Origin of the sequence: Streptomyces sp. HUAS TT11, from assembly GCF_051553595.1 — a bacterium.
GTDB lineage: Bacteria > Actinomycetota > Actinomycetes > Streptomycetales > Streptomycetaceae > Streptomyces.
In genome coordinates this window covers 4,001,592-4,026,877 of record NZ_CP196184.1, presented here as the reverse complement: position 1 = coordinate 4,026,877, position 25,286 = coordinate 4,001,592, and the positions used below count along the sequence as shown (strand labels likewise).

23 protein-coding genes and 1 pseudogene are annotated in these 25,286 nt (G+C 69.4%); 11 read left to right on the top strand and 13 right to left on the bottom strand.

Annotated features, from left to right (window positions below; all coding sequences use genetic code 11):
- The first annotated feature begins 103 nt into the window (after window positions 1-103).
- Window positions 104-1,168: a hypothetical protein gene (locus tag ACSHXN_RS17970; protein WP_438303340.1), complete on the top strand. Its 1,065-nt coding sequence runs from the start codon at window positions 104-106 to the stop codon at window positions 1,166-1,168.
- 293 nt (window positions 1,169-1,461) lie between these two features.
- Here the strand turns inward: ACSHXN_RS17970 and ACSHXN_RS17965 are convergent, their stop codons facing one another.
- Window positions 1,462-2,109 (bottom strand): hypothetical protein, encoded by a 648-nt coding sequence (locus ACSHXN_RS17965; protein WP_438303339.1) that lies wholly within the window; start codon window positions 2,107-2,109, stop codon window positions 1,462-1,464.
- A gap of 243 nt (window positions 2,110-2,352) precedes the next feature.
- Window positions 2,353-2,727 (bottom strand): VOC family protein, encoded by a 375-nt coding sequence (locus ACSHXN_RS17960; protein ID WP_438303338.1) that lies wholly within the window; start codon window positions 2,725-2,727, stop codon window positions 2,353-2,355.
- A 1,739-nt stretch (window positions 2,728-4,466) separates the two neighbouring features.
- Between ACSHXN_RS17960 and ACSHXN_RS17955 the strand changes: the two genes are divergently transcribed.
- Both ACSHXN_RS17955 and ACSHXN_RS17950 read left to right on the top strand, forming a co-directional pair.
- Window positions 4,467-4,790 carry a hypothetical protein gene (locus tag ACSHXN_RS17955; RefSeq protein ID WP_356114333.1) on the top strand — a complete coding sequence of 108 codons (324 nt, stop codon included), beginning with the start codon at window positions 4,467-4,469 and terminating at the stop codon, window positions 4,788-4,790.
- A 167-nt stretch (window positions 4,791-4,957) separates the two neighbouring features.
- Complete coding sequence (locus ACSHXN_RS17950; protein WP_355136863.1) at window positions 4,958-5,701, top strand: DUF4328 domain-containing protein; 744 nt, start codon at window positions 4,958-4,960, stop codon at window positions 5,699-5,701.
- 99 nt (window positions 5,702-5,800) lie between these two features.
- On the opposite strand, the gene ACSHXN_RS17945 is transcribed toward ACSHXN_RS17950, so the two are convergent.
- The 5 genes and pseudogenes from ACSHXN_RS17945 to ACSHXN_RS17925 form a co-directional block, all read right to left on the bottom strand.
- The gene (locus ACSHXN_RS17945; RefSeq protein ID WP_438303337.1) at window positions 5,801-6,265 is read right to left on the bottom strand and encodes a hypothetical protein; all 465 of its coding nucleotides are present in this window, start codon (window positions 6,263-6,265) and stop codon (window positions 5,801-5,803) included.
- 149 nt (window positions 6,266-6,414) lie between these two features.
- Window positions 6,415-6,795 (bottom strand): annotated as a pseudogene (locus ACSHXN_RS17940) (ATP-binding protein); the annotation flags it as partial.
- Window positions 6,796-7,330: 535 nt separating this feature from the next.
- Window positions 7,331-7,519 carry a hypothetical protein gene (locus ACSHXN_RS17935; protein WP_355136859.1) on the bottom strand — a complete coding sequence of 63 codons (189 nt, stop codon included), beginning with the start codon at window positions 7,517-7,519 and terminating at the stop codon, window positions 7,331-7,333.
- A 339-nt stretch (window positions 7,520-7,858) separates the two neighbouring features.
- Window positions 7,859-8,779, bottom strand: coding sequence for an NADP-dependent oxidoreductase (locus ACSHXN_RS17930; RefSeq protein ID WP_356114335.1), 921 nt, complete (start codon window positions 8,777-8,779; stop codon window positions 7,859-7,861).
- Window positions 8,780-8,926: 147 nt separating this feature from the next.
- Window positions 8,927-9,565, bottom strand: coding sequence for an HD domain-containing protein (locus ACSHXN_RS17925; RefSeq protein WP_355136855.1), 639 nt, complete (start codon window positions 9,563-9,565; stop codon window positions 8,927-8,929).
- Window positions 9,566-9,731: 166 nt separating this feature from the next.
- Here ACSHXN_RS17925 and ACSHXN_RS17920 point away from each other — a divergent pair, with 166 nt between their 5' ends.
- The gene (locus ACSHXN_RS17920) at window positions 9,732-10,700 is read left to right on the top strand and encodes a GlxA family transcriptional regulator (RefSeq protein ID WP_383358177.1); all 969 of its coding nucleotides are present in this window, start codon (window positions 9,732-9,734) and stop codon (window positions 10,698-10,700) included.
- A 496-nt stretch (window positions 10,701-11,196) separates the two neighbouring features.
- Window positions 11,197-12,828, top strand: a complete 1,632-nt coding sequence (locus ACSHXN_RS17915) for a phytoene desaturase family protein (RefSeq protein ID WP_438303336.1) — start codon at window positions 11,197-11,199, stop codon at window positions 12,826-12,828.
- A gap of 104 nt (window positions 12,829-12,932) precedes the next feature.
- Here the strand turns inward: ACSHXN_RS17915 and ACSHXN_RS17910 are convergent, their stop codons facing one another.
- Window positions 12,933-13,928, bottom strand: a complete 996-nt coding sequence (locus tag ACSHXN_RS17910; RefSeq protein ID WP_356114337.1) for a LysR family transcriptional regulator — start codon at window positions 13,926-13,928, stop codon at window positions 12,933-12,935.
- Between the two features lie 255 nt (window positions 13,929-14,183).
- Here ACSHXN_RS17910 and ACSHXN_RS17905 point away from each other — a divergent pair, with 255 nt between their 5' ends.
- The gene (locus ACSHXN_RS17905; protein WP_403844572.1) at window positions 14,184-14,969 is read left to right on the top strand and encodes an SDR family NAD(P)-dependent oxidoreductase; all 786 of its coding nucleotides are present in this window, start codon (window positions 14,184-14,186) and stop codon (window positions 14,967-14,969) included.
- Between the two features lie 196 nt (window positions 14,970-15,165).
- Here ACSHXN_RS17905 and ACSHXN_RS17900 read toward each other — a convergent pair whose 3' ends face one another.
- Together ACSHXN_RS17900 and ACSHXN_RS17895 are read right to left on the bottom strand one after the other, a co-directional pair.
- Window positions 15,166-16,308, bottom strand: coding sequence for an acyltransferase family protein (locus tag ACSHXN_RS17900; protein ID WP_356114338.1), 1,143 nt, complete (start codon window positions 16,306-16,308; stop codon window positions 15,166-15,168).
- Window positions 16,309-16,750: 442 nt separating this feature from the next.
- Window positions 16,751-17,215: a lamin tail domain-containing protein gene (locus ACSHXN_RS17895; protein WP_438303335.1), complete on the bottom strand. Its 465-nt coding sequence runs from the start codon at window positions 17,213-17,215 to the stop codon at window positions 16,751-16,753.
- A gap of 512 nt (window positions 17,216-17,727) precedes the next feature.
- Between ACSHXN_RS17895 and ACSHXN_RS17890 the strand changes: the two genes are divergently transcribed.
- The 3 genes from ACSHXN_RS17890 (at window position 17,728) to ACSHXN_RS17880 (ending at window position 20,885) form a co-directional block, all read left to right on the top strand.
- Entirely contained in the window at window positions 17,728-18,486 is a 759-nt protein-coding gene (locus ACSHXN_RS17890) for an alpha/beta fold hydrolase (RefSeq protein WP_438303334.1), read from the top strand.
- A gap of 285 nt (window positions 18,487-18,771) precedes the next feature.
- Window positions 18,772-20,511 carry an aa3-type cytochrome oxidase subunit I gene (gene ctaD, locus ACSHXN_RS17885; protein WP_355142187.1) on the top strand — a complete coding sequence of 580 codons (1,740 nt, stop codon included), beginning with the start codon at window positions 18,772-18,774 and terminating at the stop codon, window positions 20,509-20,511.
- Window positions 20,508-20,885: a hypothetical protein gene (locus ACSHXN_RS17880; RefSeq protein WP_355142185.1), complete on the top strand. Its 378-nt coding sequence runs from the start codon at window positions 20,508-20,510 to the stop codon at window positions 20,883-20,885. The genes ctaD and ACSHXN_RS17880 overlap by 4 nt, the downstream gene beginning before the upstream one ends.
- Window positions 20,886-20,967: 82 nt before the next feature.
- On the opposite strand, the gene ACSHXN_RS17875 is transcribed toward ACSHXN_RS17880, so the two are convergent.
- Window positions 20,968-21,441 (bottom strand): carboxymuconolactone decarboxylase family protein, encoded by a 474-nt coding sequence (locus ACSHXN_RS17875; RefSeq protein ID WP_355142183.1) that lies wholly within the window; start codon window positions 21,439-21,441, stop codon window positions 20,968-20,970.
- 620 nt (window positions 21,442-22,061) lie between these two features.
- Between ACSHXN_RS17875 and ACSHXN_RS17870 the strand changes: the two genes are divergently transcribed.
- Window positions 22,062-22,535, top strand: coding sequence for an NUDIX domain-containing protein (locus ACSHXN_RS17870; protein WP_355142181.1), 474 nt, complete (start codon window positions 22,062-22,064; stop codon window positions 22,533-22,535).
- Between the two features lie 104 nt (window positions 22,536-22,639).
- On the top strand, window positions 22,640-22,852 hold the full coding sequence (locus ACSHXN_RS17865; protein WP_355142179.1) for a hypothetical protein: 213 nt from the start codon (window positions 22,640-22,642) through the stop codon (window positions 22,850-22,852).
- A gap of 305 nt (window positions 22,853-23,157) precedes the next feature.
- On the opposite strand, the gene ACSHXN_RS17860 is transcribed toward ACSHXN_RS17865, so the two are convergent.
- On the bottom strand, window positions 23,158-23,814 hold the full coding sequence (locus tag ACSHXN_RS17860; RefSeq protein ID WP_355142177.1) for an SDR family oxidoreductase: 657 nt from the start codon (window positions 23,812-23,814) through the stop codon (window positions 23,158-23,160).
- A gap of 110 nt (window positions 23,815-23,924) precedes the next feature.
- Entirely contained in the window at window positions 23,925-25,169 is a 1,245-nt protein-coding gene (locus tag ACSHXN_RS17855) for an amidohydrolase family protein (RefSeq protein WP_355801706.1), read from the bottom strand.
- Between the last annotated feature and the right edge of the window lie 117 nt (window positions 25,170-25,286).

Here is a 25,286-nt window from a genome sequence, read left to right as displayed (position 1 = left end):
TGACTCGCGCATTGTAACCCCCCGTCGACCGTGTGTTCTTCCGGCAGATTGGGCAGCATGGAAGGTGTTCCGGGCCGGACCATTGGACCATTGGAGAACCGCCATGCCAAAGAGAAGCGATTTTGAGTGGCTGGAAGATAGACCAGACTGGATAAAGAACGCCTACAAGCTCAAATTAGAGGTTGAGTACCGTCGGACGCACGGCACTTCATTTCAACTCTTATTCGATCGGATCATGCGATCGATCCATGGTGACGACTACTCTGCCACTGCCGCGTACGGAAACGAAGGTGACCTCGGGTGTGACGGATTCCTTAAGTCGCGAAGTGTTCTTTTTGCCGTCTACTCGCCGAGTCCTTATTTCAAGCTCACTGAAGCTCGCAATAAGATGCGGTCGGACTTTGCTCGCTTCGAAGAATGTTGGGAGATTCCAAAACAGGCGAAGCAGTGGACCTTTGTAGTTAACTATCCCGGAGTGCACCCCTCGTTGCTGGCAATTGCTCAGGAATTCGAGGAGCGCCACTCAGGCCTTAGAGTCGCAGTCTGGAGCCGCTACGATCTCACTCAGCAGTTCCTTATATTTGCGCGCATTGACCTGATGCTCCCTGAGTTTGGAGCGGTCGAGCGGAGGGCACAGGAGCTTGCCCCTGTGAATTTTGTGCCGGAAGACACGGCGCTACCCAGCGAGGAAGCCACTCTCACCTATCGCCGCCTCTCGGCTCGGATCACATGCCAAAAAGAAGAATACGAACAATTAACAAATGAATGGATCGATCAGCTTTGCGAAGATCCATTGCCCTGGATGCTTGTGCACTGCCAGTTTCTCGTAGGCGCTATGGCCGCAGTAGGCATGGTAGGATCCTTCGCCATCGAGGACCCGCCCTTACAACGGCTTAAATTCGAAACAGCAGTTGCTGACTTCGCCTGGAGGAAGTACTTCAAGACTGCGTGGGGAGTGCCAGCCTCACTCATCTTCCATGAAGACTACAAAAAGGAGTTCCCTCCTATCGGGGACGACGTGGACATGCTCTTTGGCGTATGCCTTGTCCAAGATGCACTCACCATGGCGACAATTCGCCTACATTCCCGACTAACGGGTCTGTGGGAGAATGAGATTCTCGAAGAAGTCTGGTCGCATGTGACAGATATCAAGATTCACCCGGAGTGAAACTCTTGGCGACCGCCTGACACCTCAGGTCCGCAAAGCCTTCCGCATCTCTTCGATTAACGCTGTCCGAGTATGGCGGGCGGCTCGCCAAGCGTTGACGTACTCCTGGGAGTCCGTGCTGTGGCCGGCAACCACAGCGTCATGAAAGTCAAGCTCGGAGTGTGTGGCGCGACCAGTCCTGTCGATGAGCGATTGCTGCGCCACTAGTTCCAGTTGCTGTTGTGCTGCGTAGACACCGTGTTCGCCGATCACGACACCCACTCCCGTGCTGAACTGTGTGAGAGGAGTGTGGATTAAACCGCAGTGTTCTTGATCACGATCCGAGCGTGTCTATAGAACCGCTCCCGGCTGTCGTCCAACTCCGTGGGGTCAGGCCGGGCGGTGCTGTTCACAATGGCTTCCGCCGTCCCGCTGGACCAGACCCCATGAACGTTGAAGACCTTATTGGCCCTCTCTCGAAGGTCGAAGTCGGGCATGACCTCGATGACCGGGAGCGCCTCATCGTGGTGCTTACGCACGAGGGCCGCGCACTCGTCGTACAACTCTGCCTCTTGGACAGCCTGTGCCTCAGACGCTTCCCGGGCCTTCTGGCGGAAATCACGCAGCATCTTCGAGATAGCCGTGGCTGTGGCGACAACCTGCTCCCGAACTCGTTGCTCTTCGGCGAGTCGCGACTCGTGGCGGCGCTCGGCATCCTTCTGCCTGTCAGCGTGGCCTTGCCTCGCCTTCTCCGTACGAGCCGTGAAGTAGTGGGCCGTCCATGCGGCCAGTGCCGAACTAACCAAGACGGCTCCGGCAGATATCAGCGCCGTTACCCACTGACTGTCCTGCACAACTGTGGTCGTGACGTCGCCGACTTTCGTTGTCGTGCTCTTTGTGCCGCAACCGGCCACCATGGCCAAGAGTATGAAGGGCGCTATGCGCCTTCCTATTTTTCGCATGACTCGGGACTGTAGCTCCTGCTTCCGAGGATGGATCACCGAATGTCGGCGTCCCGCTCCTTGAGCCTCTCGATCTGCGTGTTGTTCCCCCCCTCGCTGTCATCGATCCGGCCGACCCAGCGGAAATGGGGCCAGTCGACGGCGGACGGGATGGGAGCTGGGGTTGGGTAGTGGGTGACGTCCTCTGGTCGGCGGCCCGTGAGCAGGGCCTACCTCACCCGACGAGCCAGACCGACGTCACCACTACGCGGAGCCAAGGATCGGTGACGGAACGAATGCGCAGAACTCGTTACCCTCCGGGTCGGCAACCACGACCCACCGAAATCCGTGTTCGCTCTGTTCTTCAGAGATCTTCTGGGCGCCAAGCTGTTTGAGGCGATCGACCTCGGCGTCCAGGTCTTTGATGTCGAAGTCGAGGTCAAGATGCATCCGGTTCTTGCCTTGCTTTGGCTCCGGGACTTGCTGCAGGAGAAGCGTCGGTGCCGGTGCGGGACCAACCAAGCTCAGATAGGGCGGTCCATCGAAGCCGCGCCGGTAGTCCAGTGGCGCGAGCGCAGCAAGCCAGAACTCTGCCTGCGCCTCGATGTCAAGACAGTCCAGTGTCACGACGATCTGCATGGCGAAACAGTAGGGGGCTCAGCTCCCGTTGACGATCCGTTTTCGACCCACCACGATCAAGGGTCTAGCTAGAGCTGCCGTTTACTGGGGCGAGCCGGGGGCTCGCCCCCCTCACCGCTGTCAGGCGGACGGGTTGACGACCACCTTGGCCGAGTTGTTCTTGCTGTTCGGGTCGAAGGTGGAGGACGTGTCGGAGCCGCGACGCAGCACACGCCCGACGGAGACAGAACTCATGACATCCCCCAGATGGGACAGAAGAGACCCCGGCACAGTGATCAGCACCAGGCGAATTGGACGACCTGCCGGGATGGAAAGTTGTAGGGAGGGGCGCACGTGGTGCGTGGCTCTTACCGTCTTCTTGATCAGTCGGGTAGCGGGCGCCGAGGCGTGTGGTCAACGTATCGCCCGTACGCCTCGCGTCCGCCCCCCCACTGGTACCTGCGCGGCCCTACCAGTAGGCGACGTCGGCCACGGGAGGCAGCCGTTGCGACTGTTGGGAGAAATCTGGGAGAGGATCTTCTCCCAGGGGTCTCAGCCGAGGCGACCGGGGTGGGGCCAACTCGACAGCGATCGTGAGGCGCAGCGGTCTGCCACGCCTCGCGGCGCGTGCTCATCGGCGGGCAAACGCGTTCGTCACGCTACGTACTGACCGTGTTCCATAAAAATCACCTTGCTGGGTGCTTCGGTGAGGGTGCCCTCCTGCAGTCTGACCTGCGCCAACTCATCTACTGCAAAGGTCAATTGGACACCAGAACGCGTCACGTCTAACCTGACCGATGGTCACTCACAAGAGTGAATTCCAACCTCACGTGTTGACGAGGGGGCGCTGTGTATCAGCTCCGCCATTTCGGTAAGTCTCTCCTGCTCTGCCCCCCTTTGCGTGTCATATCCCTGTAAAGGGTGAGCTCCGTATCGGAGTCTCAGGGTGACTTGAGCGTCGGCCATCGGCCGGCAGTCACCGGGGGTGAGAGTGAGCCTCCATGGAGAACGTGGGCTGGGCCGCGGCGGTTTGCGCCTTCTTAAGCACCGTCTGTCTAGTCCTCCGGCACGTTTGCGGTCAGTTGATCAACATTTGTTCTGACTTGGTCCGCGTCATTCGTGCAATCCGAAAGGTGCGAGAGGAGCTGAAGGTCAACGCCGATAACCAGGAGGTCAACTAAATGCCTCCGAGACCAAGTCTGATTGATCATCGAGGTGTCATGCCCTCCGGATGACCCTGTGGGGCAAAGGTGGGGCGCGAGTGACGGGTCCACACGTAAGCGCTGGTAACGGCGTACTGTGCGCGCGGTCTGTAAATCTGCCGGCTTCGCCTTCCCAGGTTCGAATCCTGGCGCCGCCACGCTGAGGGAAACCCCCTTTGATCAGGTTGCTTACCTGGTCAAAGGGGGTTTCTTGTTGTCTCACGCTGTTCCATTCGTTGTGGACGGGGCGTGCCTCACCTCGTACCGCCCATATCCCGCTGTTGATCAGTGCGTGTCCCCCAGGCGTCCCCCGGGGAAGAGGTAGATCACTCCGGCTCGTTCCACTCCCGAAGGGCTGCGTCGATCCGGATGGGTGACTGGCTGGGCAAGGGCGGCGCCGCGTTCTTCGGCGAGAGGTGGGGGGCCGCCCTCCGGCGTAGCTGGGACTGTCCGGTTGATCGGGAGGGTCGTGGGCTACGGAAGCGCGTGGACGCGGCGTGCGGTGTGTGTCATGGTCACGGCGGCGTCGGTGTGGGGCCGGCGTGTGGGGACCGGTCCATGGAGCTCTATTTCTCGGGTTTTTATGGTCTGCTGGCGTTGCTTGTCGCCGCCTCGGGCGTCGCGGCGCTTACCCGTGGCTGGGTGTTCCCTCTGACCCGGCCTCGGGTTCGGCGCGTTCGCCTCTACGGTTGGGGGCAGTTGGTTCTTGCCCTCGGCCTGTGCTGGCAGGTGGTGTTCAGGCTGGTGATCAACGACCCCGGCACCCGGCAGTGGGTGATCCTGTCCGGCGGCGTGCTTCTGCTGGCCGGCGTCATCGTGATGGGGGTCAGCCAGCACACGGGCCGTGATCGACAGAGCGACGGCACGTCCAAAGCAGGTTGACCGAAGTCACGTGCTGATCCCAGGGTCTGCCAAGGGGCCGATGGGTCGGGTCAGCTGCGTTGCGGGGCCTGTGAACTGCTTGGACGGCGGCGAACAGCCTGGCTATCGTCCTGTCCGGCCCGCCGGTCGGCGGCCGTTTTCTGCCCATGGGGGGGGCTTGCTCAGCTATGTCCGACACTTCGCAGAACACGTTCGGTCCGCCTCCTGCGGCCACCGGATACCTTCCGCCGTACGTCCCGCTGTTCCGGCCGCCGACGGGGCTCGCGACGGCGCTCACCGTACTCTTCAGCCTCACTGTCGGGGTGGACCTGCTCGCCGCTGCCTTCGACGTCTATGTATGGCAGCTCTTGGACGGGCTGCTGGGCGGTGGGTCCGTCGAGGATGCCGACCTGACGCGAGCCGACGGCCTCCAGGCTTTGAGCGGCGCACTGCAAGCGTTGCTCCTAGTGGCGACGGCTGTGGTCTTCATCATCTGGTTCTACCGGGTGCGCAGGAACGCCGACTTCTTCGCGCTCGACGCCTGCGAGACGAAAAGCGGCTGGGCCATCGGCGCCTGGTTCATTCCGATCGGCAACCTATGGCTGCCACGCAAGATCGCGGGCGACGTGTGGAACGCCAGCACCGACTGGGACTCCGAGCCGCGCGGCACGTCCCAGACCTCGCTGAACCTCTGGTGGGTGCTGTTCGTGGCGTCCTCGTTGATCGGCCGGTTCTCAAGCTCGGAATACGCAGACGGCGCCAACGCGACGGAGTTGAAGCACGCCGCGGGAATGATGATCTTTTCCGACGTCCTCGACGCGATGGCGGCAGTCTTCGCGATCCTCTTCGTACGGAAGCTGACCCGCATGCAACTCGGCAAGGCGACCGCGCGCCAGACGCAGATCCTGCCGCAGCCCCAACCGTATTCCTGACGGGTCGGGCCAGGTCAGATGCCCGCACTCCGGGCCACCAGGGTCCAAGGCACCAGCCGCGAAAGTACGAGGATCAGCACCGTACTTTCGCCAGGCCGCTCAGCCGTGGAAGTGGTTGCGCTTGAAGACGGCTTTGCGGATGTTGACCGTGGTCACGCCCTTGTGGCCGCTCGCGCCGAGGATCTGCGCGGCGGTCCATCCGCCGAAGATCACGACGGCGAGGATGATGAGCTGGGTGATCAGCGCCGTGAGTGCGGCGATGAACGTGGTCAACAGGAGCAGTCCGTCGCAGACGGCGAGGAACCCGACGCCTGCGAGGGCGACGTTCACCGCGGCACGGGAGACGGCCGGTTGGGCGGTGACGGGTTCTAGTCGGACGGGGTTGATGGCGTAGCCGGTGACGACGCGACCGTCGAGCAGGACGATGCTCGCCACGCTCGGCAGCGCCCCCGGTTGGACGGGAACGAGCGGCGCCGGCACGGCGACGGTGGGTGTGATGGGAGCGGGGTGGTGGACGTCCACGGCCAGTACCGCGGGCGTGTGGACAGGGTGTTCGGGGTACATGCGGAATCTCTTCCGACCGTTGGTCAGGGAGGCTGAGGCACCTCCTTGGGGGTGGCGTGTGGAGGGGGTTTCGGGCCTGTGAGCCGAGGTGCCTCCCTGGCTCCCTGAGTGATCATTTGTGCAGGTCGGGGGCAGGGGTGCGCCTCCCTCTACGCGGCGGCGGAAACGGAACCGTCGCTGTCGCGGTTGGCGAGCGCCCGGTGAACGCGTTCGCGGGCGACGACCATGCGGCCGTCGGACTTGTAGGGTTCGGCGCCGTGGGCGTCCAGGACGCGCTTGAGGTCGCCGTTGGTCCACGTGCCGTAGGCGTCGCCGTTGAGGGCGGCGAGCCGCTTGAGGACGTCGGTGGTCGGCACCCGCTGGCTGTCGTCGAGGGCGGCGGCGATGTCGGCGAGCGGGTCACGCTCCTCGCCCCGCTCGATGACATGCAGCGTCGGTACACCGTCCCGCAGCGCGCGGGCGCGTGCGGCGATCTCCCTCGCGTCGTCGGTGCCGATGTAGTGCGTCCGCACCGTGATGGATGCCTGCCCGGTGCGGAGACGCTGTGGCGCCGGCCGGCTGGCAACCTGACTGCTCCGGTCGGTCGCTTCGCAGGTCACCGTGCGCTGGTACGAAGGCCGACCCGACGTATCGTCAGGTCGTCATCTGACGGCAGTCGTTGACGGCAACAGAGGCACACATCGCCGTGTCGCGAGAAACAGCCGTGCACCTCGTAGACCCGGACGGGGCTCCGAGAGCCTCGTCCGGGGACCCGTGGGGTGAACTTGTGAAGCGAAGGTCGTCCGCCCTGTCGCGAACCACCCCGGACTGCATGAGGACTGCGACGCCAGGCCGTCCCTTCGCTCATCATGACGAGCCGCGAGCCGCGAGCCGCGAGCCGCGAGCCGCGAGCCGCGAGCCGCGAGCCGCGAGCCGGCAGCCGAGATGAGGAGTTCCCACCCGCCGTGCTTCCGGGCCGACTCGGACCCAGCGTGGCGGACGGGTCGGCACGGTCCCTGCGACTCTCCCGGCTACGCTCGCGCGGGAGCGCCCCGCAGCGCGTGGCTGCGGGGCGCCCGGTGGGGCTCAGTCGACCATCTGCCCGTCGTACGAACCGCCCCTGCAGGTGTTGGTCGCCCAATCGACCGTTCCGCCGCCCTGCTCGCACTCACCCGGGGTGGGGCTGGCGGCGGTGGCGGTGGCGGCGCTTGTGAGGCCGAGTCCGGCGAGGGCTGCCGTGGCGACGACGGCGGCGACGATTCGTCGAATGCGCATGTGGTTCCCCTTTCACGGATTGCCTCGGTCGGGGCACTAGCCAGCTTGATCTTCACCCATGTGGGCGGCACGTCATGCTGCGCCATTCGGGTGACATTGCTGTCGGGAGCGGGGCCGCTGCCCCGGCATGCCCAAGGCCTTCACGGCCGACTGGGAAGGCCGGAGGGACGGCGGAGCGATGGCGGCTCTGGGGGTGGCGACGGTCTGCATGACGCGACCCGTCGGACACGCTCCGGTGCCGCGACCCCGGCCGCAGGATCACCGCTGGCCCGGATTCCCGGCGGGCGCGGGCCGCGTGGTGCGAGGTCTTGCGCCGGCCGGCGCAAGACCTCCGTGGCTTCAGTCCTCGGTGACCCGGATGATCGTCCTACCGGTGACACGCCGCTGAGGGGCGAAGGCGGCGGCCGCCTCGGCCAGCGGGCGGACAGCGCCGACGCGTACGTCGAGCCGTCCGTCCCGGAGTCGTTGCACCAGGTCCCCGAGGCCTGCGCGGTCGGGTTCCACGACGAAGAACACCGCCCGTCCGTCCTCGGGCCGGACGGTGGGCGGCCGGGCGATCGTGACGAGTGTGCCGCCGGCGCGGACGAGTGCGGCCGAGCGGTCGAGGATGTCGCCGCCGATCACGTCGAAGACCACGTCGACCTCGCCGGCGTCCGCCAACCGGTCGGCCTCGAGGTCCAGGAACGTATGCGCGCCCAGAGCAAGGACGGTGTCCCGGTCGGCGGACCGGCCGGTGCCCACGACCCGGGCCCCCGCCTCCAGCGCGAGTTGCACGGCGAGGGATCCGACGCCACCCGCGGCGCCGTGGACCAGGACGCTCTGACCGGCCGTGATCCGCGCGTGGTCGAACAGGCCCTGCCAGGCGGTCAGTCCGGAGATCGGCAGCGCGGCCGCCACCGTGTGGTCGACATCCGCGGGAAGCGGGGCGAGGTTGCGGGCTTCCACGGCGACATACTCGGCCAGCGAGCCGTCGCGGGCCCAGTCGGTCAGCCCGAAGACCCGTTGTCCGACGGTGAGACCGGTGGTTCCGTATCCGAGCTCCGCCACGACACCCGAGACCTCGTGCCCGGGCACGCTCGGAGTGCGGTCGCGGCCGGCGCGGTCGGACCACGTTCCGGGCCAGTCGAGTTCACCACGGGTGAATCCCGCGGCATGCACCCGCACGATGACGTCGTTCTCGGCGGCATGGGGATACGGCAGGTCGGTGAGGGTCAGCCCGCTGACGCCGGCGTCGCGGTCCGAGGCGGTGATGGCTTGCATGAGTGTTGCTCTGTCCGATCTTCCGAAGGCGCCATCGTCACCACGGTGGCGAGCGTCAGCACGGTGAAGGTGGCGGATCGTCCAAGACGACGACGGGTGCGGCCGGAAGCCACCGGCGCCATCGTATTGCCTCCGGCTTCTTCGACATCAATTCGGCCAGGGCGCGTCCATGACGCGCTCGACCATGGTCTTGCTGCGGAAACCCGGAACGAAGTGTTCCAGCACATCCGCGTTGACGGTCCCGTAAGTGGTGTCCGGACGATTCTTGAGCCCGTCGACGAATGCCTGCAGGAATCCCTTCTTGAACTGTTCGCGCGGATGGGCGGTCATGATGTCGGCCACCTGGCCGCCATCCAGTCCGTCCAGCCCCCAGCCGAGCACGTCGGTCAGCACGCCGTAGTTCGTGGCAGCCGTCTCCGGGCCCATCCGGCCGGGAATCTCCGGTGTCGTGTGCAGTGCGATCGCTGTCCAGACGACGTCGGCGGCGCTCTTCGGGAACCCGCGGTCGAGCAGGAACGTGCGCGCGTGGTCGGCACTGTCCAGCTCGAAGCGCTGCTCCATGTCGGAGAACGGGACGGAAAGCCCCGTGTCGTGGAACATCGCGGATATGTAGAGCAGCTCCGGATCGGGCTTCAGGCCGAGCTCGCGTGCGTGAAGAGAACCGAAGAGGAAAACACGTCGGGAGTGATGGAAGATGAGCGGGTTGGTCGTTTCACGGAGAAAACGGGTGGCCTCCGCCACTGCCGCGGTCTCGGGTATTTCCACTGCTGCGATGATGTCGGTCATGATGGTGGCGCTTTCGAAGTGGCGGTGAACAGCGGGTAGTGCCTCTGTTCTCCACGATGCCGACCGCATGGCCTTCGCCGCCGCCTCGGTCCGGCCATGAACCACCCGAATCCGGACACCTGATAAACCGGACGCCTGAGAAGCCGGACACCTGAGGAACAGGACTGTGAACTCCGCAACGCATCGGGTCGCGATCCTCGTCTACGACGGGGTCGCGTTGCTCGACGTCGCCGGTCCCGCAGAGGTGTTCGGGGAGGCGAACCGACTCGGCGCCGACTACCGGATCGCCCTGCTGTCGGCGACCGGTGCCGACGTCGCCTCGTCCGTCGGTATCCGGATCGCCGTCGACGGCAGCCCCGCCGCCGAGCCGGACCCCGACACGTTCGTGATGCCGGGCGGAGTCGTCCATCCCAGAACTCCCGTCACCCGGGATCTGATCGAGGCCACGAGGGAGCTGGCGGTCCGATCCGGCCGGGTCACGTCCGTCTGCTCCGGAGCGTTCGTCCTCGCCGCCGCCGGCCTCCTGGACGGCAAGCGTGCGACCACCCACTGGAAGATCACACGCGAACTGGCCGACCGGCACCCGAAGATCCGCGTGGAGCCCGATGCCATCTACGTTCGCGACGGCACCACGTACACGTCGGCGGGCGTCAGCGCCGGCATCGACCTGGCACTGGCTCTTGTCGAGGAGGACCACGGCCCCGACCTGAGCCGGGACGTCGCCCGGGCCCTGGTCGTGTACCTGCAACGCGCGGGCGGCCAGTCACAGTTCTCCGCGCCTCTGCAGGGCCCGCCACCCCGGTCCCCGGCCCTGCGCACGGTGGTCGACCTGGTGATGGCGGATCCTGCGGGGAACCACTCCCTGGCTGAGCTCGCCGGGCATCTCCACCTCAGTCCCCGCCATCTCACGCGGCTGTTCCGGGAGGAGCTGGCCACCACACCGGCCCGCTACGTCGAGTCCATCCGGTTCGACATCGCGAAGGCTCTGCTCGACCAGGGGCACACCGCGACACAGGCGGCGTCCCTGGCCGGGTTCCCGAGTTACGAGAGTCTCCGACGGGTCTTCGTACGGGAGTTGTCCATCAGCCCCGCTGCGTACCAGCGCCGCTTCAGCACCGCCCGCCGAGCCCGGTAGCACGGACGAAGAACGACGTCGTCCCGCTGTTGCCCGCGTCGTGCCGGACGCCGGGCGGGTACCCGGGTGGTTCAAGACGGAGTCGGCGGGGTTCCCTGGTGCAGGACCGCCTCCCGGACCGCTCGGGTGAGGTCCGCTGCGGCCTCTTGACCCGCGGCCGAGTGGCGGCCCGCTTCGACCGACCGCAGTCGCCCGGTGTCCAGCGGTCCCGGGCACGCGTGCGGGAAGACCCACCCCGGCCGGACGGGGGCTCAGCCGGGCCCCGGTGATGTCGCGGGCCGCCGGGCCGCGAGGAACACTGCAATCAGGGCGGACGGAGAGGAGCAGCGGCGCTTTCGATCGCGGACTTGCTCATGAGCACCAGGGAAGACGCCGAGACATGTGCGGGCAGGGCCCGGGCCGACGCGGACGCACGGGCCACGGCCGGCGCCCGGTCGTCCTTCGGTGCCGCTGCCGCCCCGGCCCCCACGAGAGGCCGTGGCAGGGGGCCCGGGCGATGACCCCGGCAGGCTCCTACGACGCGATCGTCGTCGGCGGTGGTCACAACGGGCTTGTGGCGGCCCTGTACCTGGCCCGGGCGGGGTGGTCGGTGGCCGTGCTGGAGCGCAACGCGGCCGTGGGCGGCGCCATCGCCGGAGGTGAGGCCACGCTCCCCGGGTTCGTGCACGACCTGTACTCCACCAACCAGAACCTGTTCCTCGGATCCCGGGCGTACGCCGACTTCGCTTCCGGTCTGGCCCGCCACGGGCTGCGGTTCCGCACCACCGACCGTCCGTATGCCAACGCCTTCCCCGACGGGCTGAGCCTGCGCGTCCACTCCGACTACGAACGCACCCTCGGGCATCTGGCGGCGCACAGTGCCGGGGACGCCGACGGCTTCGCCGGCCTCTATCGGCAGTACAAGCGGTTCGCCCCGTACCTGTTCGGCCTCTACGGAAGTGCCGTGCCCTCGGGAGCGGCCGTCCGGCAGGTGCTGAGCCTGCTGCGCCACCGGGGCCTGCGGGGCGCGGCGGAACTCACCCGCACTCTGCTCATGAGTACCCGGGAGCTGGGCGAGACCTGGTTCATCACCCGGGAGGCGCGTGCCATGGCCGCCTGCTGGGGCATGCACCTGGACTTCGGCCCCGACGTGGCCGGCGGCGCGATGTTCCCGCTGCTGGAGCTGTTCGCCGACATGGAGAACGGCATGTCCGTGGTCGAGGGAGGCGCCCAGCGGCTGCCGCAGGCTCTGGGTGCCCTGCTGGCCGAGCACGGTGGCGAGGTCCGCACGGGTACCGAGGTGGACCGTGTGCTGTGCCGGAACGGCCGAGCCGTGGGGGTGCGCTGCGCCGACGGCAGCACGTCGGCGGCGCGTCGCGCCGTGATCGCGGACGTGGGGCCCGCCGCCCTCTACCGGCGACTGCTGGAACCCGGGCAGGTGCCCGCGCGGGTACGCCGCGCGGCAGGCCGTTACCGGTACGGCCCCGGCACGATGATGGTGCACCTCGCACTGGACGGGCCGTTGCCCTGGGCCGCGGGGGAGGAGCTGGCCGGCTTCGGGTACGTGCACGTGGCACCGTACGTCGACGATCTGGCGCGTACCTATGCCGAGTCCCTGTCGGGCCTGCTGCCCGCGGAACCGCTGCTCGTCGTGGGGCAGACCTCTGCGGTGGACCCGAGCCGGGCCCCGGCGGGCCGCCATGTCGTGTGGATCCAGGTGCGCACCGTGCCCTCGGTCATCTCGGGCGACGCGGCAGGCACCATCCGGCAGACGCGCTGGCCCGACGCGGTCGAACCGATGACCGACAGGGTGCTGGCCAAGCTGGAGCGCTATGCCCCTGGCAGCACGTCACGGATCGCCTGCGTCACGGCGTACACCCCTCAGGACCTCGAAGCGGCCGATCCGAACCTTGTCGGCGGTGACAGTACCGCCGGCAGCCACCACGCCTCCCAGAACTTCCTCTTCAGGCCGATGCCCGGCCACAGCGGCTACCGCACGGCGATCCCGGGCCTGTATCTGACCGGCGCCGCGACATGGCCCGGCGCGGGCACCAACGCCACGTCCGGCCGGCTCACGGCCCGCCGGGTGCTCAAGGACTCTCGCCCGGGCGGCAGGTCCCGGACATCCCGGAGAGGGCGTCGTCCCTGAGGCCCTGAAGCAGGTGCGGAAAGGACACCGTCCCCGAAAGGGCCGCGGACGGCCGCGATCCGGCCCGCCGCTCTGTGCTGCACGGGTGTCGGGGTGTGCGCGGGTCACCAGGAGCGGGCCGCCTCGAGGAGTCGCTCGCGCACCGCCTCGACCGGCGGGCGGGAGGGTGCGCCCGCCCGTGCCACCAGGAAGCCGGTGTTGATGGGCGGATCCTCCGGCGTCAGCAACTCCACCAACGCGCCGGACGCCAGCTCCGCCTCGCACAGGTAGCGAGGCAGCACCGTCGCTCCCGCGCCCGCGACGACGGCGGCGAGCACACCGCGCAGATCCGGGACGACGACGGCGGGCCGGGCCGTCAGGCGGGTGCGGAAGACATGGCGCCAGTACCGGCGCAGGATCGGCAGGTCCTCGGCGTACGCCACCAGCGGGACGTCGCTCAGCGGGCCGGGGTCCTCGCAGCTGAGCGGCCCGATCCCGGCGGCATGCCGCGGTGTCGTCACGAGCACGAACTCCTCGTCCATGAGCGGGACCGCTGCCAGGGTGCGACCGCGCGGCCGCACCGCCGACAGCACGAGGTCGAAGCGACCGCCGTGCAGGCCCTCGAGAAGTTCCTCCGCGAGTCCGGTGGTGATGCGCAGCGGGATGCCACGGGCCGCCAGCGGTGCCAGCACGGGCAGCGCCCGGACGGACAGCATCTCGGCCGGGCCCGCCAGATGCACCGGTTCGGTCGGCGCCTCCAGGCCCCTGCGGCCGCGGTCGGCGACCTCAGCCAGCGCGTCCAGCGGTCCGGCGATCCGCCCGGCCAGTTCGTCGGCCACGCCGGTCGGCGCCACACCGCGCGGAAGCCGTTCGAAGAGCTGCCGGTCGAGCTGCTGCTCCAGGGTGCGCACCTGCGCGGTCACGGTGGGCTGGGAGATGCCCAGCACCCGGGCCGCCGTGGTGAGGGACCGGGCCCGGTGCACGGCGAGGAAGGTGCGCAGCAGGCCGAGGTCCAAGGGTCCGTCGGGAGCCGCGGCGGCGGACGGGGGGCGGACCTGCGGTGCGACCGACCCGCCGTCGTCCCGCCAGGCACCGCTCGCATCGGCATTCTGATGAGACATGTCGAGAATCCTATTGGTTTGCTGATGGCTGTGCTGCCTATGGTCGGGAGTGTTCCGCCGCCGGTCAACCGCGGCGGCCCTCACCCGCCCGGGGCAACGGCGCGGACAGGGGACAGGAAGCACCCGGACATGGCAGGGGACGCACCGGCTCGCACCGGGTGCGTGGCGTACCGGTCCGCTCCTCGGCCCGCCGCACTGCTCCCGTCCTCCGCCGGACGGCACCCGTGGTGCCCCCGGACCAGAAAGGTGTACGACATGGCAACGATCCTCATCACCGGCGCCTCCGACGGACTCGGCCGCGCTCTCGCGGAGGATCTGGCCGCCGACGGCAGGCACACCCTGCTCCTGCACGGCCGTGATCCGGACCGCCTCCGGGAAGTGGCCGCGGCCACCGGCGGTGAGCCCTACCGGGCCGACCTCGCCTCGCTCGCCGGGGTCCGGCGCCTCGCCGCGGACGTCGCCGCCCGGCACGAACGACTGGACGTACTCGTCAACAACGCCGGCGTCGGCTTCCACGCGGAGGGCACCCGCCGGCAGACGTCCGCCGACGGGCACGAACTGCGTCTGGCCGTCAACTACCTGGCGCCCGTCGTGCTCACCCGGGAACTGCTCCCGCTGCTGCGCCGCGCCGCTCCCTCCCGCATCGTGAACGTGGCGTCCGTCGGCCAGCAGCCCTTCGACTTCGACGATCCCGGACACACCCGCGAGTACACCGAAGCGGCCGCCTACTGCCGCTCCAAGCTGGCGCTCATCTGCCACGGGTTCGACCTTGCCGGGGAACTGTCCGACAGCGGCATCACCGTCAACAGCCTCCACCCCGCGTCCTTCATGCCCACAACGATGTCCCGGCGTTCCGGCATGGACATCGTCGACACCCTCGAACAGGGAGTCGCGGCCACCCGGCGCCTGGTGGACGCGCCCGAACTGGCGGGCGTCACGGGGCGGTACTTCGACGGCGAGAAGGAGGGCCGGGCGGCGGCCGAGGCGTACGACCCGGAGTACCGGCGGAGGCTTGCCGAGGTCACCGCATCGCTGCTCTGACCCCGGACGGACGCCCCTGAGGACGGCTCGGCCGGGAGGTCCCGCACCGGGGGCACCCGCACCGGGACCTCCCGGCGGACCGCGGTCTGCGGTCCCCGCCGGCCGCCTGCGGTCCCCGTTCCTGGGAGCACGCCTTATGGCCCCCGGACATCGACGGGGCCCGGTGGCACGGCCGCTCGTGGCCCGGTCCGCCGGATTACGGGTCCGTGCGCCCGGCCGCGCTGCCCGACGGCTCGGGGGACGGCCGGCCGGAACGTGATCCGAGCCGCTCCTCGCCCCCGCTCGGCTGTGAACGCACCGGCGCGAGCAGGGACTTCCAGGACCGGTTCCGCTTGAAGGGCATCTCGAAGATCCTGGCGAACAGCCACGCCCCCGACAGCGAAGCGGGCAGTGCCACGGCGAGGGTGAACCAGAACGTGGGCAGGCCGGGGGAGACGAACTCCGGGGCGATCCTCCTGACGACGGTCATGACGATCGGCAGATGGATCAGGTAGAGGCTGTACGAGCAGTCGCCGAGACCTCGGACGGGGCGCGTGGTCAGAAGCCGTACGAGACGGGCGGGCCTTCCCGTGGCGACCGCCGCCAGGAGCATCGTCATGGCGGGGGCGACCGCCAGATCCACCCAGAAGTAGTGGTTCACCGTCCACACCGATCCCTTGACGGCGACAAGAGCCAGGACCGGTGTGGCGGCCACGGCGGCGAGCCGAGGCCAGGGCAGACGACGGATCCTGTCCGACGCGACGACGATTCCCGCGCCGATCAGACCCGCCACGAAGACGGGGGCGAGATGCGGAGTGAGCCAGTTGTCGCCCTCCACCGGCGTCGCCCCGGCCGCCGTCAGGCCGCCGGCGGCCACGAGGAGGGTCACGGCGGTCATCAGCACCACGGCACCCAGCCGCCGCCGGACGAACAGGAGGAGCGGAAAGAGGAGATAGAGCTCCGCCTCCACGCCGATCGACCAGAACGCGCCGTTCGGTGTCGGCGCGGTGAACATGTCCTGGGCGACCAGGCCGTACACCAGAACCGATCGGCCGGTCGGTGGCCCGGTGTGCGAAGCAGGCACCACGAGCCAGGAGATCACCAGGCTGAACGCGAGCGCCGCCCAGTAGGGGGGCAGGATGCGCCAGGCCCGCCGGCGCAGAAAACGCGAAACGCCGCCCGGGCGCCAGCCGTTGCGCGCCGGAGAGACGGCCAGGGAGAAGCCGGACAGCACCAGGAAGAAGACCACGGCGATACGGCCGAACATCAGCCCGTCCAGCCACCGGGGAGCCGAACTGTCGGGATACCCGGGGAAGGTGTACAGCCAGCAGTGGAACAGGAGCACGTACAGCGCCGCCAAGCCGCGAAGTCCGTCCAGGCCCGGTACCTGCTGCCGAACGTCCGCCCCGCGCGCCGCGTCCCCCCGCTCCACGGTGGCGGGTAGGTCGAGAACGCTGCCGGCGGCACGGCTCGCATCGCTTGAGATCGTTCGGCCCTCTCTCCCGGCGGTGCCGCATGCGCACCACGCGGCCGCCACCCCTGTGGTCGCCACGCGGTGCGGTCCCAGAGGCGCCCGCGCCCGCCGACCCCTGCACTGCCTGGCGGTACAGCGGGTGACGCGGCGCCACCCACGGTGACTCATACGTGGCGTCCGGTCCGGCGGTTCAACGGACGAACGTGGTGCTTCGGACGATCGGGCCGAGGGGCACACATGAGTGGTGCGCCGTGCCTGTGGGGGCCCGGCGCGGGGTGGTGGGTGCCGGTGACCGGCCCGTGGTGGGGTCGGTCACCGGTGGGTGGGGTCAGCGGTGGTGGCGGTAGCCCCAGGAGGTGGTGTCGATGATGCGGCCGCGGTCGTTGCGCAGGGTGGCGGTGTCGGTGTGGTTGTCCCAGGCGTAGTTGCGGCGGTCCTGGTAGAGGTCGGTGCGGGTGTCGTGGCCGATGCCGGTGTGGACGCGGACGGTGGCGCGGCCGGCGAGGCGGTAGTGGTGGAAGGTGTAGGTGCGGTGGTCGCGGCCGGTGAGGGTCCATCCGCTGAGGTTGACGGGGCGGCGGGTGGTGTTGGTGATCTGCACCCATTCGGCGTTCAGGGAGCGGTTGGAGCGGTCTTCGCGGCCCGGGGAGTCGTATTGCACGCGGGTGATCTGGACGTCCGGCCGGTGGGGGCGGTGGTCGGCGGCGGTGGCCGGGACGGTGGCGGCGCCGGCCAGGGCGGCGGCGGTGAGGGTGGCGGCGGCCAGGCGGCGTGCGGTGGTGGAAGTGGACACAGGTTCCCCCTGCTTGGTGCGGGCACCGTCCCGTGTGTGGTGCGGGGTGGTGCGGTGTGCGGGTGCGGGGCCGGGTCGGCCGCGCCCTCATACGGTGCCGTCCGGGTGGGGGTGATGTGTGTGAAACGTGAATCGTGTTACGGGATGCCTATGTCTCCATGACTCTCGTCTGTATGGTCCATTTATCGGCGGAATGCGGTGGGTTGACGTCGTGTCGGGTTGTTCGCCCTTGCAATCACCGGCTTGTGGCATGTGTACGCCAGGGTCCGCCACCCCACCCGAGTCCCGGGTGTCACCCGAAAGTGAGTAACAGCCCCATGACGCCGCACCGGGCCAGGTCGGCGCACCTCCGCGCCGCACGCCGGGAGCCGGGAGCCGTCGGCCCGGGCGGCCGCGCCGGTCGCCGCTCCAGGAGCGGCGCCGGCCGACACCGATGAACGGCCGGCGGCGACGAGCCGGCCGTGCCGGTGTGTCGGCGTTCGCCCGGGTCCGGTTCGGCTACCGTCCGGCAGGTGACTCTCCGTCATGACGTCTGCGGGGACGGTCCCGCCCTGGTGCTGCTGCACTCCGCGGTGTGCGACCGGCACATGTGGGACCCACAGTGGCCGGTCATGTGCGACGCGGGGTACCGGGTCGTCCGATGCGACTTCCGGGGATTCGGGGACACCCCGGTGGCGGACCGTCCGTACGGCGATGCCGCGGACGTCGCCGCCCTGCTCGACCGTCCGGGTCTCGAACGCGTCGCCCTGGTCGGGTCCTCCCACGGCGGGGAGGTCGCCCTGGAGGTGGCGGCGACCAGGCCCGAGGCCGTCACGGCCCTGATGCTGCTGTGCTCGGCGATGCCCGGCCATGTGCCGGGTCCCGAGCTGCGGTCGTTCACCGCGCGCAAGAACGCACTGCTGGCGGCGGGCGACATCACCGGAGCGGTCGAGTTGAACGTCGTGACATGGCTGGGTCCCGAGGCCGGCGAGGAGGTCCGGGCACAGGTCCGCCGGATGCAGCGGCATGCGTTCGAGGTACAGGCGGGAGCGGCGTACTCCTCGGCGGGCGAGGCGGTGGACCTGGCGCGGATCACGGCTCCCTGCCTGGCCGTGTCGGGCGCGCACGACCTCGGGGACTTCCGGGAGATCGCCGCCTCTCTGCCGCGGCGGCTCTCCGCCGCCCGTCACCTCGAACTGCCCTGGGCGGGCCACTTCCCCGGCCTGGAACGCCCCGCGGTGGTCACCGAACTGATGATCCGGTTCCTGGCGGAGACGGTCCCCCCGGGCTGACGGGCCGGGTCCCGGCGCCCGGTGAGAGCCGGCACCGGGGCCGCGCCGCCCGGTCGGCGGCCCCGGTCGGCGGCGTCCTGGACGGGCCACGGGACCGCCGCAATGCGCGGACACGCCCCGGGACGGCGGCCCGACGACGAGGACACGCCCCGGCTGCTCCATTGGAGTCCGACCGTCATACCAGTGGCCGTATTCGGGTCCATCAGGACGGCGGCCCCACCCCCGGCGCGGCCAGGATGGCGGCTGACTGACGACGCGAACCGCGAGCATCGGAGAGATCCACCTGTGAGCATCCTCAACGAACCCCACGATGCCGCGGCAGCTGAGGAGTCGTACTCGGACGAGTTGCCCCTCCGGCACCGGCGGCCCGGCAATGTCGTGGTGAAGTGGCTGACGACCACCGACCACAAGACCATCGGCACGCTGTATCTGACGACGTCCTTCGCGTTCTTCCTCATCGGTGGCGTCATGGCCCTGCTCATGCGCGCCGAGCTGGCCCGCCCGGGTCTGCAGATCGTGTCGAACGAGCAGTTCAACCAGGCCTTCACGATGCACGGCACGATCATGCTGCTGATGTTCGCGACGCCCCTGTTCGCCGGCTTCACGAACTGGATCATGCCGCTGCAGATCGGCGCGCCCGACGTGGCGTTCCCGCGGCTGAACATGCTCGCCTACTGGTTCTACCTGCTCGGCTCGACCATCGCGGTCGGCGGCTTCCTCACCCCCCAGGGCGCGGCCGACTTCGGCTGGTTCGCCTACAGCCCGCTCTCGGACGCGATCCGGTCGCCCGGTATCGGCGCCGATATGTGGATCATGGGCCTGGCCTTCTCCGGCTTCGGCACGATCCTGGGTGCGGTCAACTTCATCACCACGGCCGTATGCATGCGCGCACCGGGCATGACCATGTTCCGCATGCCGATCTTCACCTGGAACGTGCTGCTGACCAGCGTCCTGGTCCTGTTCGCCTTCCCGGTCCTCGCAGCCGCGCTGTTCGCCCTGGAGGCGGACCGCAAGTTCGGCGCCCATGTCTACGAAGCGGCCAACGGCGGTGCCCTGCTGTGGCAACACCTGTTCTGGTTCTTCGGGCATCCGGAGGTGTACATCATCGCCCTGCCGTTCTTCGGCATCGTCACCGAGGTCATCCCGGTGTTCGCCCGCAAGCCGATCTTCGGCTACATGGGCCTGGTGGGAGCCACCATCTCGATCACGGGACTGTCGATCACGGTGTGGGCGCACCACATGTTCGTCACCGGCGGTGTGCTGCTGCCGTTCTTCTCCTTCATGAGCTTCCTGATCGCGGTGCCGACCGGGGTGAAGTTCTTCAACTGGATCGGCACCATGTGGCGCGGCTCGCTGTCCTTCGAGACACCGATGCTGTGGGCCACCGGCTTTCTGGTGACATTCCTCTTCGGCGGCCTCTCCGGCGTCATCCTGGCCTCGCCGCCGATGGACTTCCACGTCTCCGACTCGTACTTCGTCGTGGCCCACTTCCACTACGTGGTGTTCGGCACGGTCGTCTTCGCGATGTTCGCCGGCTTCCACTTCTGGTGGCCGAAGATGACGGGCAAGATGCTCGACGAACGCCTCGGCAAGATCACCTTCTGGGCGCTGTTCATCGGCTTCCACACCACCTTCCTGGTCCAGCACTGGCTGGGTACCGAGGGCATGCCCCGGCGTTACGCCGACTACCTCGCGACCGACGGCTTCACCTGGCTGAACACCATCTCCACGATCGGGTCGTTCCTGCTCGGTCTGTCGATGCTGCCGTTCCTCTACAACGTGTGGAGGACCGCCAAGTACGGCAAGCCGGTCGGCGTCGACGACCCCTGGGGCTACGGTCGTTCGCTCGAGTGGGCGACCTCCTGCCCGCCGCCGCGGCACAACTTCCACACCCTGCCCCGGATCCGCACCGAATCCCCGGCGTTCGACCTGCACCACCCCGAGATGGCCCAACTCGACTACGAGGGTGGCCCCGGCCGGCGCGCCGCGGTGGATGCACCGGGACGCGAAAGAGGCCGGCCTTGACGTCGCCGGGCTGTCACGGGACCCCGCTGGACCCGCACGGCGGCGCACTCGCCAACGAGGTCGAGGGCTACCTCCTCCTGCAGGCGGAGCGGGAGCAGGCGCAGCGCGAGGCCGAGGCACTCTGCGCGCGCCTGCCCTGGCTCACGAGCGGGCAGGCCGAAGACCTGGCCCGCCATTACACCGAGCAGCGCCTCGGTCTGACCCGGCAGGCCCTGCAGGCCACCGCGGACCGGGCCAAGCGTCTGCGCGGGGAGTACGAGGCCCGCTACGCCACCTTGCGGCACGCCTTGCTCAGGAGGCACGCCGTCGGCGCGTGCCTCCTGATCGCCTGCTGCACCACGGCGACCGCCGGGGCCTCCCTGTTCGTGCGCTGACCCGGTCGGGCCCGGGGCCGGTGGACGAGGACCCCCACTGCGGGGACCGGGCGGGTTCGTCCGTGGAGTGCAGCGCTCCCGCTTACGCGAACCTGCCGGGCCGGTAGTCGCCGGCGGGCTGCCGGACGATGACGTTCCCGCGGTTGTAGGCGTTGATGAGGGCGATGGCGCACACCAGGGCGGCGAGCTGTTCCTCGTCGTAGTGCTTGGCGGCGTCCTCCCAGGCCTCGTCGGTGACGCCGCCCGCCGCATCCGCGATGCGGGTGCCCTGCTCCGTCAGCTCCAGGGCGGCGCGTTCGGCCTCGGTGAACACCGTGGCCTCCCGCCAGGCCGCGACCAGGTGGAGGCGCGTCGCGGACTCCCCTGCGTGCAGGGCGTCCTTGGTGTGCATGTCCGTGCAGAAGCCGCAGCCGTTGACCTGGCTGGCGCGGAGCTTCACCAGTTCCTGTGTCGCGGCAGGCAGGGTCGATTCCTCGAGCACCTTGCCCGCGGCGACTAGGTGCTTTCCGAACCGGACCGCGACCGGGCGGGCGAAGAGATCCAGCCGAGCTTCCATGGTGCGCTCCTGTGGTGTCGTCGGAGGATGACACCCCTTCGACGGATCGGTTCCCCCGATCCGTGACATGCGCGAAGGTGACCTGCGTCGCCCTAGTGGCCCTGGGGCCGGGACCACTCCGGTGCCCCCCGCGTACAACGGTGCGGGCCTTCGCGGCGTGTCCGCGCCCGGATCGGGCCGGCACCGGGAAACCCGGGGTGCGCCCGCGCCGGTGGCCCGGCGCTCGTCCCCGGTGAACCGGTCGGCCGCGGGCTCCTCGAGGGTCGCCGGGATGGCCTGGCCCCGGCCACCACATGGGCGCCTTCACGGGCGAAGGCCTGGGCGACGGCGAGCCCGATGTCGCCGTCGGCGTCGGTGACGGTCTCACCCCTGAGATGCAGCTCCATGACGGCATAATTCTGAAGTGATCGATACAGAAAGAGCTTGCGGTGCATCGGGCGGATGCGCACATCCCGCGGGCCATGCGTCGATCGACCCGGCTCACCCCGCTTGATCCAGCGGGCCTTCGACCTCCCGAACGGATCGCGTCGCCCACCGAGGGCCGCACAGGAGCAGACTTGTGCCGGCGGGACCGCTGCCGCCCACCGTTCGAGCGCCGTAGCACCCCGGGAGTCCGTTCCATGGGCCGTATCGACTACCTGCACGATCCCGACGCCCCGCCCGCCAACTCCGTCGTCCCCTCCGTCGTGGCCTTCGTCCGGGACGGTGCCGGGCGCGTGCTGATGGTGCAGCGCTCGGACAACGGACGGTGGGCCCTTCCGGGCGGCGGCCACGATCTCGGCGAGTCCATCGCCGACACCGTCGTCCGTGAGGTGCGGGAGGAGACCGGCATCGAGGTGCGGGTCGCCGATCTGTCCGGGATCTACACCGACCCCGGACACGTCATGCGGTACGACGACGGGGAGGTCCGCCAGCAGTTCAGCCTGTGCTTTCGGGCGCGCCCGATCGGCGGGGTGCTCCGCACCAGCTCCGAGACGACCCAGGTCCGCTGGGTCGACCCGGCGGACCTGGGAGGTCTGGACGTGCACCCCACCATGCGGCTGCGGATCGATCACGCCATGGACGAGGGGCGCGCCACGCCCTACATCGGCTGATTCCCCACCTCGAAGTCCTCGCACCGGCCCGCTGTTCCCGTCCGCGTCTGTGCGCGGACGCGGGATTCCCGCCGTCGCCCGGCCCGTTCTCGTACGCTGAGGACATGTCGTCCCGCCGCAGAAGCTGCCCCGAGTGCCGACGGGACATCGCCGTCGTCGCCGGGCGGTTCGCACGGCACGACCCGCCGGGGGCGCGGAACAGCGGGGCGCTCGTCTCCTGTCCGGGATCCCGCCGTCTCGCGCAGTCCGACGCCGCGCAGCCCGCTCTCGACGGGTACGCCGTACCGGAGTTCCCCGGTCAGATGCCGCTCTTCTGATCCCGTCGGCCGGTGTATGACCGGCCGCTTCGTCGTTGACTGCGATCCGCGGACGAGCTGGTCGTCCCGCGCCGGCCGACAGCCCTGCCGGGCCGGGCCGTTTCGAGGCCCGAATCTTCGACGCACCGTCAGGAGCGCCGCACGCCCGAGCGGTTCACCGGAGCGTCCGTGGTGGGGCTGGGCCGGGGCGCCGCCTGCCGCCGACGACTCTGGGACGGGACGTACGGGACCAACGCGTCCGGTGCCCCCTACAGCCGCGGCGGCGCGTCAGCCGGGCGAACCCCAGCCGGCGCAGCCCGTCCCGCTCAGTTCCCCGCCACCGACTTCACGGCCACGGACACCGGGGTCGAACCGCCGATGAGCTCCAGCGTCAGACCGGCCGTCGCGGGCGTGTCGACGAGCTCCGCGAGCACCGCCGCCACGTCCTCGCGGGTGACCGCGCCACGGCCGGTGTGCGCCTCGAGGCGCACCAGGCCGGTGCCCGCGTCGTCGGTCAGCCGGCCGGGGCGCAGGATCGTCCAGTCCAGGGACTTGTGGGCCCGCACATACGCGTCGGCCTCGCCCTTCGCGCGCTGATACACGTCGAAGACGTCGTCGCCCCGGTGCTCCGGGTCCGCACCCATCGAGGAGACGACGACGAAACGGCGTACGCCCGCACGCTCCGCCGCGTCGGCGAACTTGATGGCGGCGTCCCGATCCACGGTGTACTTGCGGGCCGCCCCGCTGCCCGGGCCCGCGCCCGCCGCGAAGACGGCCGCGCCGGCCCCCGCCAGATGCGAGGCCACCTCCTCGGCCGACGCCGACTCCAGGTCGCAGACGATCGGTTCGGCGCCCGCCGCGCGCAGATCGTCGGCCTGTTCCGCACGGCGGATGATCCCCGCGGCCTCCTCGCCGCGCGCGGCGAGCAACCGCTCGAGCCGCAGCGCGATCTGACCATGACCACCAGCGATGACAATGCGCATGTCTCCGACCGTACGCCCGGACGGACGCATCCGCCGCACGACTTTTCACGAGGTCCGTGTGCACCGGCGGATCCACGCCATCACACGTCCGCAGACCCGGCGGGGGACCGTCACGGCTGCGCCCGCCCCTGCCGGGGCAGGTCCAGCGCCCCCGCGGCCGAGTTGCAGTATTCGCGCACCGCGCTCGTGCGTGCCACCACACGCCCCCGGTGCACGACGATCCGGCTGTACGCGAGCGACAGCGCGCCCGACAGCCGGTCGCCCCGCACGGCGAGGAGCTCCGCGGGAAAGCCCGCCTCCACGCGCACCGCGGGCAGCCCCAGTGCGGCCCGCGCCGATGCGCTCACCATGTCGTACGCGTCCTCGGGGGACAGCCCGTAACGGGACGCCAGCAGATACGCCGACTCCAGCGGGTCCCCGCGCCCCACCGGGTTCGACACGTCCCTGAGCGCTCCGCTCCCCGCCGTGACCCGCACCCCGGCCGACCGCAGCAGCCGCACCGGGGCGGTGTCGCGCTGCTCGGCCGCGCCGCAGCGGCCCTGCGGCAGGCAGACCACGGTCACCCCGGCGGCGGCGAGCCGTTCCGCCGAGCGGGCAGCGGCCCCCGCCGGCAGACGTCCCAGACCGCCGCACGGCCCGAGCGTCACCCCGGGGCGCAGGCCGCCGGCCATCGCCGCGAGCCGGGCGAGGCGCGCCGGATCGCCGGCGTCGGTGTGCAGATCCACCGGGCAGCCGAACTCGGCGGCCAGTTCGAGGACGGCCTCCACATAGCCGGTCGGATCCGGATCCGCGTCCGGGCAGCCGCCCACCACCGTGGCGCCCATCTTCATCGCGTCGCGCAGCAGGGCGAGCCCGTCGGCCCCGGCGATGCCGGTCAGCACCCGTGGCATCGCCACCGTCGTCAGCTCGGCGAGTCCGCACAGCGAACGTCCCGCACTCAGCACGGCCGTGAGCGCGTCCAGGCCCTGTGCGTCACCGATGTGCACATGCGAGCGCAGCGCCGTCGCGCCGTGGCCGAGTTGCAGCAGCGCGGCCTCGGTGGTGCGGCGCTGGACCTCCTCCGGCTCGTTCGACACCGGCCCGTCGCAGTCCGCGGTCAGGGCCGTGTCACCGTGCGCATGCGGCTCGGCGGGGGCCGGCAGGAGCAGATAGCCGCGCAGGTCGACACGGGCGGTGACGGCTCCCGTGGCCAGACTGCCGGCGGTGCCGACCGCCTCGATGCGCCCGCCGCCCAGCCGTACGTCCACCGTCCGGCCGTCCGTCAGCCGAGCCCCGCTCAGCAGCAGGGCGCTCGCGTCGGTCGTCGCCGACGGTGAGGACGGGACGAGGGACGACTGCGCTCGGCTGTCGGGCATCGCGCTCCTGTGGTTCGGGGGAGGCTGCGCACCCCGGGGCAAGATCACGCAGAGTGAGTTCGAGCCTAGGGCGGTGACCCGGCCGCGGCGGGGAGGAGCGCAATAGTCGTACCGGTG

Excerpts from the sequence above, each read along its gene's own strand:
- ACSHXN_RS17875 (WP_355142183.1), bottom strand. The coding sequence starts at position 21,441 with ATGGAAGCTCGGCTGGATCTCTTCGCCCGCCCGGTCGCGGTCCGGTTC.
- ACSHXN_RS17970 (WP_438303340.1), top strand. The coding sequence starts at position 104 with ATGCCAAAGAGAAGCGATTTTGAGTGGCTGGAAGATAGACCAGACTGG.
- ACSHXN_RS17870 (WP_355142181.1), top strand. The coding sequence starts at position 22,062 with ATGGGCCGTATCGACTACCTGCACGATCCCGACGCCCCGCCCGCCAAC.
- ACSHXN_RS17865 (WP_355142179.1), top strand. The coding sequence starts at position 22,640 with ATGTCGTCCCGCCGCAGAAGCTGCCCCGAGTGCCGACGGGACATCGCC.
- ACSHXN_RS17960 (WP_438303338.1), bottom strand. The coding sequence starts at position 2,727 with ATGCAGATCGTCGTGACACTGGACTGTCTTGACATCGAGGCGCAGGCA.
- ACSHXN_RS17935 (WP_355136859.1), bottom strand. The coding sequence starts at position 7,519 with ATGCGCATTCGACGAATCGTCGCCGCCGTCGTCGCCACGGCAGCCCTC.
- ACSHXN_RS17925 (WP_355136855.1), bottom strand. The coding sequence starts at position 9,565 with ATGACCGACATCATCGCAGCAGTGGAAATACCCGAGACCGCGGCAGTG.
- ACSHXN_RS17965 (WP_438303339.1), bottom strand. The coding sequence starts at position 2,109 with ATGCGAAAAATAGGAAGGCGCATAGCGCCCTTCATACTCTTGGCCATG.
- ACSHXN_RS17930 (WP_356114335.1), bottom strand. The coding sequence starts at position 8,779 with ATGCAAGCCATCACCGCCTCGGACCGCGACGCCGGCGTCAGCGGGCTG.
- ACSHXN_RS17910 (WP_356114337.1), bottom strand. The coding sequence starts at position 13,928 with ATGTCTCATCAGAATGCCGATGCGAGCGGTGCCTGGCGGGACGACGGC.
- ACSHXN_RS17855 (WP_355801706.1), bottom strand. The coding sequence starts at position 25,169 with ATGCCCGACAGCCGAGCGCAGTCGTCCCTCGTCCCGTCCTCACCGTCG.
- ACSHXN_RS17950 (WP_355136863.1), top strand. The coding sequence starts at position 4,958 with ATGTCCGACACTTCGCAGAACACGTTCGGTCCGCCTCCTGCGGCCACC.
- ACSHXN_RS17955 (WP_356114333.1), top strand. The coding sequence starts at position 4,467 with ATGGAGCTCTATTTCTCGGGTTTTTATGGTCTGCTGGCGTTGCTTGTC.
- ACSHXN_RS17860 (WP_355142177.1), bottom strand. The coding sequence starts at position 23,814 with ATGCGCATTGTCATCGCTGGTGGTCATGGTCAGATCGCGCTGCGGCTC.
- ACSHXN_RS17945 (WP_438303337.1), bottom strand. The coding sequence starts at position 6,265 with ATGTACCCCGAACACCCTGTCCACACGCCCGCGGTACTGGCCGTGGAC.
- ACSHXN_RS17905 (WP_403844572.1), top strand. The coding sequence starts at position 14,184 with ATGGCAACGATCCTCATCACCGGCGCCTCCGACGGACTCGGCCGCGCT.
- ACSHXN_RS17915 (WP_438303336.1), top strand. The coding sequence starts at position 11,197 with ATGACCCCGGCAGGCTCCTACGACGCGATCGTCGTCGGCGGTGGTCAC.